Raw genomic sequence first — 11621 nt, 5'->3', positions numbered from 1 at the left:
GGTATCAGGTCAAGTCAAAACGGGCGTAGAGTTCGGCTGGCGCGTCATGCGCCGCCATTTCCGCTTTCATCAGGGAACACAGCCTGTCCTGGACCGACCTGTCGGCAAGTGGCGAACGCTGGCCGGGGTCGCTGTCGAGATCGTAAAGCACCGTATGGGCGTCGGCAAATCCGCCCTGGCGCGGCGAACGCTTGGCATCGGCACGCGCCGGAAGACGAAGCACCGGTGCCCCGCGGGTGAAATCGAATCCGCGGTGAAGGGTCGCCGGCGTCAGCTCCTCGATGGTGAAAAGGCTGCGGTTGTGCGCCGGCATCAGCGTGTATTCGAACAGCTCGTGGCTTTCCATGTCGTCCGGATACCGGAAATATGTGTAGCGTCCGTCGGTGGCGTTGATGGCGCCGCCGAAAATGCCGTAGAGCGCGATCTTGCGTATAGGCGCGGCGCTGCCCTCACATAGCGGCAGCAGCGACCGGCCCCGAACATGCGGGCCCGCCTCTTCACCGTGGAGATCGAGCAGAGTCGGCATCAGGTCGATGGTCTGCGTCAAGGCCGAAACGCGGCGTCCGCCGGGTGTGCCGGGAAGGCTGATCATCAACGGTATGCGCGCGACCTCGTTATAGAAAGGCATCCGGTTCTTCGCCCACCAGTCATGTTCGGCCAGCAGGAACCCGTGGTCGGTGGTCAGGATGACCGCCGTGTCGCGCCAGCCATCCGTGGCGTCAAGATGGTCAAGGATTCGTCCCAGCTGCGCGTCGCACAGCCGCACCAGCGCGGCATAGTTGGCGCGCAGCTCGGCGACTTCCTGCGGTGTTTCCTCAACATTCCGGTAGCGCGGCCAATCAAGGGTCGGCCCATCATAGCCGGTATGCCCGTCGCGATAGCCGGGTGGCGCATGGAACGGCTCGTGTGGATCAAAGGTTTCCATCTGCAGGAGCCATCGATCCTCGTCACCATTCTCCTCAAGGAAGGTCAGCGCGGAATCGACACAGCGAACGACCGGAAAGTCACGTTCACACGAGATCCGCGTCCGGTTGATCATGCCCTGGAGCCGGTGCCCGTCGCGATGGTCCTCGAATTGCAGCGGGTGGTACTGCGCGCGAAACCGCTCGATCGGCGGTGCCACCATCGCCGCCCAGGGATCCGATTCCTGGCCGCGGATAAAATCCCAGCTGGAATAGCGCGTATGGTAGGTGGCCCCGCCATCCTCGAAATAGTGATAATGGTCCGACACAAGATGACAGTAGGTGCCGCCACCATCCAGCTGTGCCGCAAAGCTGTCGTCGAATGGCTCCAGCGGCCCCCAGCTGCGGTGCAGGAAATTCAGCCTGCCTGTCTGCATGTCACGCCGCGCCGGCATACAGGGAAGCGAGCCGGCGTAATGCGAGTCGAAGATCGTCGAACGGGCGGCAAGCCTGTCGAAATTAGGCGTCGGAATGCTGCCACCATAGGCTCCGAGCGCCGATCTGTTGAGGCTGTCGAAAAGCAGAAACAGTGTCTTCATGACCTTGGAAACCGCCTTTCCGGCGCATTGGGGCGCGACCGAACATCACGGCCTGCATGTGGTGGCAAGATTTGAATTGACTTCAAAAAAGCTATCGTCTTCTAATTTGGTATACAATATTTTTTGAACGCTGGCGGGCTGTTATGCCGTACCAGCGATCCCCGAGACGAGTTGATCATGCCGTTTGAACCTGCCAGTGATATCCTGTCCGACTACACCGTTCTTGATCTGACCCGGGTGCGGTCTGGCCCGACCTGCGTTCGCCAGCTTGCCGACTGGGGCGCCAATGTGATCAAGATTGAAAACCCCGATACCGCCGGTTCAGATATGGGCGGTTCGCGTCAGGGATCGGACTTCCAGAACCTGCATCGCAACAAACGCTCGATGATCCTGAATCTGAAGGATCCCGATGGGGTGGCGATCTTCAAGAAGATGGCTGCCACCGCCGATGTGGTGGTGGAGAATTATCGCCCGGATGTGAAATTCCGCCTTGGCATCGATTATGAAACGCTGCGCATCGACAATCCGCGGCTTGTCTATGCGTCGATCTCGGGTTTTGGTCAGGATGGCCCGCTGGCTGGCAGACCGGGCTTTGACCAGATCGCCCAGGGTATGGGCGGGCTGATGTCCATCACCGGCGCCCCCGGAGAAGGCCCGATGCGCGTCGGCATTCCCATCGCGGATCTCACAGCTGGCGGCTTTGCCGCGCAGGGTGTCCTGCTGGCGCTTCTCGGTCGCGAGAAGACAGGTGAAGGTCAATGGGTACAGACCTCGCTGCTTCAGGCGCAGATTGCGATGCTTGATTTCCAGGCGGCACGCTGGCTGATGGACGGTGATGTGCCAAAGCAGGCCGGAAACGATCATCCGACATCGATCCCGACCGGGGTGTTCACAACCTCGGATGGCTATATCAATATTGCCTGTGCCGGCCAGCATATCTGGTTGCGGCTGAAGGACGAGCTGGCGGACCCACGGATGGATCACGAGGATTATGCCGATCAACCGTCACGCAGCAAAAACCGCGCCTCACTGAATGCCATCATCAACGAGAATACATCCCGGAAGAGCAGCGATTACTGGGTGGAACGGCTTGCCGAGATCGGCGTTCCCTGTGGTGAAATCAACAATATCCAGCAGGTCTTCGAAAATCCGCAGGTCCAGCATCTTGGCATGGCGCGTGATGTTGTCAGCCAGGAACGCGGCCCCTCGCAGATTGTCGGCCAGCCAATCAAGATGAGCCGGTCCCGGGCCGAGATCCGCCGTCCACCACCGACAAAGGGTCAGCATACTGCCGAAATTCTGGCGGAGTTTGGATATTCTGAAGATGAAATCGGCAGCTTTGCGTCACGGGGAATCACATGAAATTCGACCAGTTTACAGCCCATGCCGACGGCAAGCTGCTGACAGGCATTGTCGCGCGTGTCGGCCATGTTGTGATCAACAATCCGGAACGCCATAACGCCATCTCGCTGGCGATGTACCGGGCCGGTGCCGAGGAAGTGGCCCGTATGGCTGCCGATCCGGAAGCAAGGCTTCTGGTCATTCGGGGGGCTGGCGGCAAGGCTTTTGCCTCTGGCGCGGATATTTCGAAATTCGAAAATGAACGTTCAAGTGCCGAGGATGTCGAGATCTACGCCCAGGCCAGCAAGGCATTCTATGATGCTGTCTTCACCTTTCCCAAACCGACCGTCGCGGTGATCCAGGGTTATTGTATCGGTGGCGGTATGGGGCTGGCTGTCGCCTGTGACCTGCGGCTGTGCGAGGATAAAAGCCGGTTTGCCGTGCCGGCCGCCAAGCTTGGTGTCGGCTATGGTTATGAAGGCATCAGGCGGCTGGCCCAACTTGTCGGCCCGTCGATGGTGAAGGAAATTTTCTTTACCGCCCGCCAGTTCAGTGCTGCCGAAGCCTATGAGATGGGTTTGGTCAACAGGGTACTGGCACCACAGATGCTGACAGCCTATGCCGATGACTATGCCAGGCGGATCAGCGAGAATGCCCCGCTGACAATCGAATCGGTGAAAGCCATCACACAGTCGCTGCAGGGTGACGAGGCGGATCGTGATCTCGATGCGCTCGCTGCGCTGGTGAAGGGATGTTTTGACAGCGACGACTATATCGAGGGGCGGCGGGCCTTTATGGAGAAGCGAAAGCCAAAATTCACCGGCAGCTGACAGGCGCTGTCCATATGTGGCTGGCAAAGCAATTTTAGGGGGAACTTATGACCGGCATGACATTGAAAGACAGGATAGGCATCGATCTTGGTCGGCGGTTGCCACTGGAGGACGGGATCCGCTGGGCCGCCGAGAATGATGTCCGTATCATTGACGCGCAGACCGATATTGCACCGAATGCGCTCGAAACATTTGATGACGCGAGATGCGGAACGGTCTGCGACCTGCTTGCCGAGACGGGGATCAGTTTTGGCCTCCACACGCTGTCAGGCGTCAATGTTGCCGAAATATCCCCCTTCTGTCGTGACGCTGTCGACAGCTACATGAAGGCCTATATCGACCTCGCACCGAAGCTTGGCGCGAAGTGGATCGTCGTTCATGGCGGATATCATTTCACCGCCTGCCGCAAGATCAGGATGCAGGCCGCGATCGACAGATTGCGCCGCATCGCCGATTACGCCGCCGAGCGTGATGTTCTGCTGCTGCTGGAGAACCTGAACTGGGAACCGGTGCTGGCCGAGGTCAATTACATGCCCGTGACACCGGCTGAATGCATGCATTTCTTCCGCGAGATCGACAGCCCGTCGGTGCGGTGGTCCTTCACGGCGAACCATGCGCATTTCCTTCCCGGAGTGGGGATTGCCAATTTCATCGACGCGATGGATTTCAGCCTCTGTCACGAGGTGCGGCTTGCCGACAATAACGGATCCTACGAGATTCATCAGCAACCTGGTGATGGCACGATCGATTTTGGTGCCATGTTCAAGAAGATCGAAGGCATGGGCTATACCGGCCACTACACAAACGGGTTTGGGTCGATCGACGACATGCTGGCCGGCCGTGAATACATGGTCGAGCGGGCCAAAGAGGCTGGAGTGAAGGTCGACTAGACCGGGATTGGCGAAGGAAATCGGCTCCCGTGACGGCCCGGGTCCGATTTTCGCAACATAAAGGCGATCGCAGGTTGAAGATGGGACATTTTACTCATTGTTACGCAAATTTTTTTGGTATACCGTATTCTAATTAGGCGCAGAAAAACGCCGCGAGATGGGTTCCCGGTATGGCCAGCCTGTTGGTGGCGACCACGGTGTCCTAACAGCCGAAGCTGGATCAACCCGGCGAGGCACGAAAAGAAGCGATATGAAGCAAACTTCTGGGAGGAAACAATGCTCAGCAAAAAGAAAATTCTTTCGGTCGGCATCGGCATTGCGTCGATGGCCGGCGTTATGGCGATGTCCTCGGCTCCTGTCGTAGCCGCCGAAGGCACGATTGAAGTCGTGACCCATGCTGGTGCGGGTGGTGGCACAGACGTGAACGCCAGAATGATGATGATTCGCACTCGCCGTGCTCTAGAGCAGGACATGGTTGTTGTAAATAAGCGTGGCGGCGGTGGCGCTGCGGCGATGAATTATTTCAAAACACGTCCGGCTGATGGCAACTCCATCCTGATGTTTACGGTTGGCCACGCGATTACTATGGCCGCAGGCAAAACCAACTTAACTCTTGATGAGATGGCTCCACTTGGACGTGGTACTAACGACCCGCAGATCTTGATGGTGAATTGTAAGACTACAAAATATAAGACACCTGAAGAGTTTGTTGCTGGCGTAAAAGCAGGTGATAAGCTGACTTATGGCGGAACACAGTCAGGCACAATTGACCATATCACTGTGTATTTGTGGGCCAAGGCTATGGGTCAGCCAATGCCAAATTATGTTCCATTTGGTGGAGGCGCTGAACTGGCCACACAGCTAGTTGCTGGTGCAGTAGACGTTGGTACGCTAAACCTTTCTGAAGCTTCATCTCAAGTTGAATCAGGCGATATTTGCCCGATGGTCATCCTTGATAGAAACCCAATGGCGCCAATTCCACAGGCTAAGACATCCATTGAAATGGGCATTGATCTTGAACTGGCCACTGTTCGCGGTTACGCCACTCACTCTGGTGTTGATAAGGCACGCCGTGATGAGTTGGAAGCTGGCATGATGAAGGCAATGAACCATTCGCTCTATCAGGCTTACCTGACTAACTCAGGTCTTGATTCAACTTCGCCGATGGGTGCAGAGGAATGGGGTAAGCAGATGAAGATGATGGTGAATGAATTTGGGCCCGCCCTAAAAGAAATGGGCTTGGTGCAATAATCATCATTCAGGCAACTATATGCGCTCCCGCATAGATTTGCGGGGGCGCCTTTTTCGGGGAAAATGGACAGGCCATGATTAAACAACAAATCGTGCCAGTTGTGCTGACGATTATTTCCGTTGTGATCATTTATCTGGCACTGCAGTTAGATTTGTCGCCGCCGATGATTGTCGGTGACAGTATGCAACCCCGCTCATTCCCTATATTTTTAATGGTTCTTAATCTGATCCTAACAGCCATTCTTGCTTATCAGATTAACAAGGCCCCGCCAAAAGTTCCTGAGCCCATGAATCGGGTAACCTGGTTATCCATGATTCTAATGGTCCTATTTTATGGGCTGACTGTATCCACTGATATGTTTATCGCCATTGCTGTAGTGATGTTTTTGCTGTCATTGGCTTGGGGCGAACGACGTTTGTTCATTGCTGCAGCAAATGCGTTTCTTACACCATTTCTTATATTTCTTTTATTTGACAATGTTCTGCGCATTCGGTTTCCACGTGGGATTCTGATGAACTGGTATTACGGATAAGGAGACGAACTGATGTATGAAGCGTTGTCTGCTCTAGGCTCAGTGGTCTTAGATCCCTACTTGCTGTTTCTTATTTTTGCGACGACTGTTATTGGCATTGTTATTGGGGTATTGCCTGGGCTCGGAGCTACCACCGGGGCAGCGTTGCTGCTGCCTTTCACACTAACAATGGAGCCTGTGCATGCGATTGCTGTATTGGCTACGATTTATGTTTCAGCTACCTTTGCAGGCTCAATCACAGCTATTCTCATCAACACGCCGGGAACTTCCGCGGCTGCCGCAACTACTTTTGATGGTTTTCCATTGGCCCAGCGTGGTGAAGCTGGACGAGCATTGGGTATTGCTGTCATTTCCTCGACCTTTGGTGGCGTTGTCTCTGTCATTGTGCTGTGTTTTGCCGCCCCCTTGCTGGCGCGTGTGGCTTATGAGTTCCGCCCGCCTGAATATTTTGCCCTAACAATTTTTGGCCTTTCAATGCTGGCAAGCATCAGTTCTGGCGGTGCTGTTAAAAATCTTATAGGTGGCGTGTTCGGTGTCTGGCTATCAACCATCGGAGCTGAACGTGTGACAGCGATTGAGCGGTTCATGTTTGGCAATTATGAATTGTATGAGGGATTGTCCTTTGTGCCGGTGATGATTGGTCTTTTTGCAATGTCAGAATTACTGGTCCAGTCAAAAACGGCTAATCAGGCTGCTGAGTATATAAAGATGAAGGCTGTTCAGCTGCCTAGCCGAGCGGATTACAAAAAAGTTTGGAAGACGGTTGTGCGTTCATCAGGCATTGGCACCTTTATTGGTATTCTGCCTGCGGAAGGGGCAACAGTTGCATCAATGATCGGCTATTCTGAAGCAAAAAGATGGTCCAAGAATAAAGAGGAATTCGGCAAAGGGTCTATTGAAGGTATCGCAGGTGCTGAATCTGCCAATAATGCAGCCACGGGCGGGGCGATGGTACCAACTATGGTTTTAGGTATTCCCGGAAGTGGAACAACAGCGATTATCCTAGTCGGCTTAATGGTGCATGGTCTACGCCCAGGACCTTATTTGTTTAATGAACAAGTGACAGCCGTCTATCAGATTTTTGGGTCAATGTTTGTTGCTAATATAGTGTTCCTATTAATGGGTCTTTACGCTGCAAAAATCTTTGCCCGCATTTCGCTTGTCCCATCTGCAATCTTATGGCCGATTGTGTTTGCCTTGTCTGTCATTGGAGCCTATGCGCTGAACAATTCGATGCTCGATATCTGGATTGTATTGATTTTTGGCGTAATCGGGTTTTTAGCTCGCCGTTTTGGGTTTGCTGTTGCACCGATTGCTGTTGGTCTCATCCTGGGCAAAATGGTTGAGGTCAATCTGCAAAATTCACTAAAGATCTTCAATGGGGAATGGTGGCAGATTTTCACTCAACCTCTGGCAGTATTCTTCCTTGTACTGGCCTTCCTCGGGCTGTTCGGCTCGCAGATTTTCAAGCTGATTACTGGTGGAAAAAAGGCTGCTAACTAGGCGGCTCTTCGGTCAGATAACGTAGCTCTGCAGACGTTCGGTGTTCAGCTCGAATCCAAGACCGGGTTCCTCACCCATTTTCAGCCAGCCATCTGCCGGTTCAGGCAGGCCGTCATAAATCAGGCGGCAGGCCTCCACTGAAGAATAGTGATATTCGACAAGGCCGCCATTCGCGACGCCGGCCTGCAGATGCGCATTGAAAAAGGGCCACGCGCCCCCATTATCGACCCCGACATTGAACCCGGATGCCAGTGCGGCGATTTTCTGACATTGCGTAAAGCCGCCGGTGATGACTACATTCGGCTGGATGATATCGACCGCGCCGGCGATCAGCATGTCGCGAAAGCGATAGGAATGTGCCTCGTTCTGGCCACAGGCAACCCGCATCCCTGTCTGACGGCGCAAATCGGCCATCTGGCGAACGTCATTCTGGGTGATCGGCTCTTCAAAGAAGGTGATGTGATAGGGTGTCAGCGCTGTCGCAAGTTCGACCGCATGGAAATAATCAAGGCTGCAATTGGCGTCGATGAACAGTTCGGCATCGGGTCCGGCGGCATCACGAACGGCGGCGACGCGGCGCTTGTCTTCGATGATGACATCACTCAGCAGCCGCGGTTCGTCCCGCCGTTGCAGCGCGCTGTTGCCAACTGTCATCTTCAATCGGGAAAAGTCGCGCTTCATCCATGCCTCGGCGGCATGTGGCAGCTCGTCGGTTTCATAAAACCCGAATCCGAAAGTGGCGTAGACGGGACACAGGTCGCGGGCGCCGCCAAGAAGTCGCCAGATTGGCTGGCCTAGCGCCTTTCCCTTGATATCCCAGAGGGCAATATCCAGGGCGGCGATGGCGTGCATGCCAATGCCACTCTGGCCACGCGGCACCAGCGACCAGTAGAGCCTGTCCCATATCCGGTCGTTATTGAGCGGGTCCATGCCCATGATCGCGGGGGCAGCGATACTCTCGACAGCTGTCTGAATGGGCTTTGCCGGTCCGATGGACGTAATGCCGTGACCGGTGATACCAGTATCGGTCTCGATCTCAACAACACAAGCCTGATGGCGCGCGCTCTTTGCCGGCGTGGTGATGTCCAGCGACATTTCGAGATTCAGCGCGTAGGCGCGGATGGCGGTTATTTTCATCAGGCCGCACCGTCCCAATGGCCGACCATGTCGCATGCAATGTCAAAGGCGGCACGCGTGGCGCCGACATCAGCCGTGCCTGTCCCGGCTATGTCGAATGCGGTGCCATGGGCCGGCGTCGTGACCGGAAAGGGGATGCCCCCCTGAACGGTCACACCGCGATCAAAGCCCATCAGCTTCAACGCAATCTGTCCCTGGTCGTGATACATGGTGATGATGCCGTCGACGTCACCTGCCTTGGCTTTCAGGAACACAGTGTCAGACGGCCATGGACCGTCGACATTCAGCTGCTGCTGACGGAGAGCCTCGACCGTCGGCGTGATCACCTCGATCTCTTCCATCCCAAAATTTCCATTATCGCCGGCATGCGGGTTCAGCGCCGCGACCGACAATCGTGGGCGTGTCAGGCCGGACCGTTTCAGCGTCCGGTCGATCAGATGCACCGCCTCGGTGATCCGGTGACTATTGATGTAGTCGGGAACATCCTTCAGCGGAATGTGACTGGAAACCCGGCTGGTCCAGATGCCATTCAGGGTATTGAGTTCGGAGATATATGTATCGACCCCGAGAAACTCGGCCATGTAGTGAAGCTCATCCTCATGGCCAAGCCCAGCCTCAATCAGGGCGGCCTTGTTGAAAGGTCCAAAGGTGATGGCATCAATGATGCCGTCGCGGGCCATTTCCAGAGCGCAGTTCAGATTGCCAAGCGCCGAGCTGCCATTGGCAAGCGTGACCTCGGCAAGACGGACATCCTCCGGCGCAATCGTCTCGCGGTTGTGAAGTGCCACCCCGTCAAGGCAGGTCCAGTCGCCACCCACGGCGTCACACTCGGTCATTTCAATGTCGAGGCCAGCCTGCGCCTGCCCCATTTCAAACAGATGGCGGTCACCGATCAGCAGGATATCGGCCTGATCGCGCACCCCATCTTCGGCCAGCAGTTTGGCGATAAGTTCGGGACCGATGCCGCCGGGGTCGCCCGGGATGATGCCAATACGGGGTTTCATTCAAAGCTCTCCTGTTCGTCCCGGGACGTGATAAGATTCTTGATAGCTGTCTCGATATGGTCACGCATGGCCAGCGCGGCGGCGGTCCTGTTCCGGTCCTGCAGCGCCGAGGTGATGTCCTGATGCTGTTGCAGGGTGGTCGCGCGACCAAGTTTGCGGCGCGATGACAGGAACCTGGCACGCCATAGTCTGGCATTGTATTTGGCATGCGTATCGACAAGCGCCGCATTGCCACTTGCAGCAACAATGCCGGTATGGAACGCCATGTCGGTCTTGAAGAAATCGATCGAACTCAAGTCGTCGCTTTTTTGAACCATACGCCGGTTCAGCGCGGCGATGGCCGCAATTTCCTGGTCAGTGGCATGAACACAGGCCAGCTCCCCGGCCAGGGCCTCCAATGCGGCCAGCACCTTCATGCTTTGCGCCAGCTCATCAACCGACGGGTTGGCGACACGTGACCGGCGTGTTGGCGTATGATCGACCAGCCCCTCGCTTTCGAGTATCCGCAGGGCTTCGCGCATCGGGGTGCGGCTGATCCCCAGAACGTCGGCAAGATCGCGTTCAGGGATATGCATGCCGGGTGGCAGCTTTTCCAGAAGGATCAGCTCACGAAGCTTGTCCGCCGTTTCCTCGCTCAGCGAGCGACACTGGGTTGGTTTGATTTCACCCTCATTCAGCAGGGATGTCAGTGCGTTGTCCTTGGCCATCGTCTCACTGTCCCCATCGAAGCACAATCGGGTCCAGTGGCCGCATCAGTCCCAGAAGCTCGGCCCGCGTTTCTGCGGGGAGGGGGTCAATCGGATGGCGACAGAAATCCGAGGCGATGACCTTGCCCTCGACCATCGCCGCCTTTGCCGCGCGGAACCCGCACTGACGATTCTCGTGATTGATCACGGGAAGCACGCTTGTATAGCCGGCCACCGCAGCATCGCGGTCGCCGGCGGCATGCGATGTGATGATCGGCCGGATCAAGTCCGGAATCAGCCCCGATGTCATGGATCCAGTCGCGCCGGCATCAAGATCGGCCAGAAGGGTGATGCCCTCCTCGCCATCGAACGGTCCTTCGATGGCATCGCCGGCCGCGTCAAGAAGCGCCCGCATCTTTGTTGCGACCCCCGCCGATTCGATCTTGAACAGCTTCACCATCTCGATCTCACGCGCCATTCTGGCCAGCAAAGGCACTGGCAAATCGACACCTGAAAGCGGTGCGTCCTGGATCATGATCGGGATGCCGACATCGCCGACCATTCTGAACTGGTCAAAGGTCTGCTGGGCGTTGCCCTTCAACAGCGCGCCATGATACGGCGCCATCATCATGACAATTGCGGCGCCAAGCTGCTTTGCCTGTCTTGCCCGTGCGACCACGATATCCGTGGCGAAATGGCTGATGGTCACGATGACCGGCACCCGGCCATCAATATGGGCAAGGCAGAGTTTCGTCAGATTCTCGCGTTCGGAATCGGAAATCAGAAACTGCTCGGAAAAGTTGGCAAGAATGCAGATGCCGTCGCAGCCCTGATCGATCATGCAGTCCAGAACCCGGCGCATGCCGTCATCATCGATGGCACCGGTTTCGGTGAAGGGCGTCGGTGCAACAGGCCAGATGCCGCTATAGGAACGTGTGGTCATGC

11 protein-coding genes are annotated in these 11621 nt (G+C 56.0%); 6 read left to right on the top strand and 5 right to left on the bottom strand.

Going from position 1 to position 11621, the window contains the following annotated elements; genetic code table 11:
* Nucleotides 1-4 precede the first annotated feature (4 nt).
* The gene (locus AB3X55_11215) at nt 5-1501 is read right to left on the bottom strand and encodes a sulfatase (GenBank protein MEX0504155.1); all 1497 of its coding nucleotides are present in this window, start codon (nt 1499-1501) and stop codon (nt 5-7) included.
* Nucleotides 1502-1678: 177 nt separating this feature from the next.
* Here AB3X55_11215 and AB3X55_11210 point away from each other — a divergent pair, with 177 nt between their 5' ends.
* From AB3X55_11210 to AB3X55_11185, 6 genes are all read left to right on the top strand, one after another.
* Nucleotides 1679-2863, top strand: coding sequence for a CaiB/BaiF CoA transferase family protein (locus AB3X55_11210; protein ID MEX0504154.1), 1185 nt, complete (start codon nt 1679-1681; stop codon nt 2861-2863).
* Entirely contained in the window at nt 2860-3672 is an 813-nt protein-coding gene (locus AB3X55_11205; protein ID MEX0504153.1) for an enoyl-CoA hydratase, read from the top strand. Before AB3X55_11210 ends, AB3X55_11205 begins: the two co-directional genes overlap by 4 nt.
* A 47-nt stretch (nt 3673-3719) precedes the next feature.
* On the top strand, nt 3720-4562 hold the full coding sequence (locus tag AB3X55_11200) for a sugar phosphate isomerase/epimerase family protein (protein MEX0504152.1): 843 nt from the start codon (nt 3720-3722) through the stop codon (nt 4560-4562).
* 276 nt (nt 4563-4838) lie between these two features.
* Nucleotides 4839-5813 carry a Bug family tripartite tricarboxylate transporter substrate binding protein gene (locus tag AB3X55_11195; GenBank protein ID MEX0504151.1) on the top strand — a complete coding sequence of 325 codons (975 nt, stop codon included), beginning with the start codon at nt 4839-4841 and terminating at the stop codon, nt 5811-5813.
* Nucleotides 5814-5887: 74 nt separating this feature from the next.
* Nucleotides 5888-6346 carry a tripartite tricarboxylate transporter TctB family protein gene (locus AB3X55_11190; GenBank protein ID MEX0504150.1) on the top strand — a complete coding sequence of 153 codons (459 nt, stop codon included), beginning with the start codon at nt 5888-5890 and terminating at the stop codon, nt 6344-6346.
* Between the two features lie 12 nt (nt 6347-6358).
* Nucleotides 6359-7849, top strand: coding sequence for a tripartite tricarboxylate transporter permease (locus AB3X55_11185; protein ID MEX0504149.1), 1491 nt, complete (start codon nt 6359-6361; stop codon nt 7847-7849).
* Nucleotides 7850-7861: 12 nt separating this feature from the next.
* On the opposite strand, the gene AB3X55_11180 is transcribed toward AB3X55_11185, so the two are convergent.
* From AB3X55_11180 to AB3X55_11165, 4 genes are read right to left on the bottom strand one after another with little or no spacing between them, the layout of a single operon-like run.
* The gene (locus AB3X55_11180; GenBank protein MEX0504148.1) at nt 7862-8986 is read right to left on the bottom strand and encodes a mandelate racemase/muconate lactonizing enzyme family protein; all 1125 of its coding nucleotides are present in this window, start codon (nt 8984-8986) and stop codon (nt 7862-7864) included.
* Nucleotides 8986-9990 carry a 4-hydroxythreonine-4-phosphate dehydrogenase PdxA gene (locus AB3X55_11175; GenBank protein ID MEX0504147.1) on the bottom strand — a complete coding sequence of 335 codons (1005 nt, stop codon included), beginning with the start codon at nt 9988-9990 and terminating at the stop codon, nt 8986-8988. Before AB3X55_11175 ends, AB3X55_11180 begins: the two co-directional genes overlap by 1 nt.
* Nucleotides 9987-10697: a GntR family transcriptional regulator gene (locus AB3X55_11170; GenBank protein MEX0504146.1), complete on the bottom strand. Its 711-nt coding sequence runs from the start codon at nt 10695-10697 to the stop codon at nt 9987-9989. Before AB3X55_11170 ends, AB3X55_11175 begins: the two co-directional genes overlap by 4 nt.
* A 4-nt stretch (nt 10698-10701) precedes the next feature.
* Entirely contained in the window at nt 10702-11619 is a 918-nt protein-coding gene (locus tag AB3X55_11165; protein MEX0504145.1) for a dihydrodipicolinate synthase family protein, read from the bottom strand.
* Nucleotides 11620-11621 lie beyond the last annotated feature (2 nt).

The sequence above is a fragment of the Alphaproteobacteria bacterium LSUCC0719 genome, from assembly GCA_040839025.1.
In the GTDB taxonomy this organism is placed as follows: Bacteria; Pseudomonadota; Alphaproteobacteria; order Puniceispirillales; family Puniceispirillaceae; genus UBA8309.
This window is presented reverse-complemented; position numbering and strand designations above follow the sequence as displayed.

Bases quoted from the DNA above. Each gene is read 5' to 3' on its own strand.
- AB3X55_11180 (MEX0504148.1), bottom strand. From the start codon at position 8,986: ATGAAAATAACCGCCATCCGCGCCTACGCGCTGAATCTCGAAATGTCG.
- AB3X55_11175 (MEX0504147.1), bottom strand. From the start codon at position 9,990: ATGAAACCCCGTATTGGCATCATCCCGGGCGACCCCGGCGGCATCGGT.
- AB3X55_11200 (MEX0504152.1), top strand. From the start codon at position 3,720: ATGACCGGCATGACATTGAAAGACAGGATAGGCATCGATCTTGGTCGG.
- AB3X55_11190 (MEX0504150.1), top strand. From the start codon at position 5,888: ATGATTAAACAACAAATCGTGCCAGTTGTGCTGACGATTATTTCCGTT.
- AB3X55_11205 (MEX0504153.1), top strand. From the start codon at position 2,860: ATGAAATTCGACCAGTTTACAGCCCATGCCGACGGCAAGCTGCTGACA.
- AB3X55_11170 (MEX0504146.1), bottom strand. From the start codon at position 10,697: ATGGCCAAGGACAACGCACTGACATCCCTGCTGAATGAGGGTGAAATC.
- AB3X55_11165 (MEX0504145.1), bottom strand. From the start codon at position 11,619: ATGACCACACGTTCCTATAGCGGCATCTGGCCTGTTGCACCGACGCCC.
- AB3X55_11195 (MEX0504151.1), top strand. From the start codon at position 4,839: ATGCTCAGCAAAAAGAAAATTCTTTCGGTCGGCATCGGCATTGCGTCG.
- AB3X55_11210 (MEX0504154.1), top strand. From the start codon at position 1,679: ATGCCGTTTGAACCTGCCAGTGATATCCTGTCCGACTACACCGTTCTT.
- AB3X55_11215 (MEX0504155.1), bottom strand. From the start codon at position 1,501: ATGAAGACACTGTTTCTGCTTTTCGACAGCCTCAACAGATCGGCGCTC.
- AB3X55_11185 (MEX0504149.1), top strand. From the start codon at position 6,359: ATGTATGAAGCGTTGTCTGCTCTAGGCTCAGTGGTCTTAGATCCCTAC.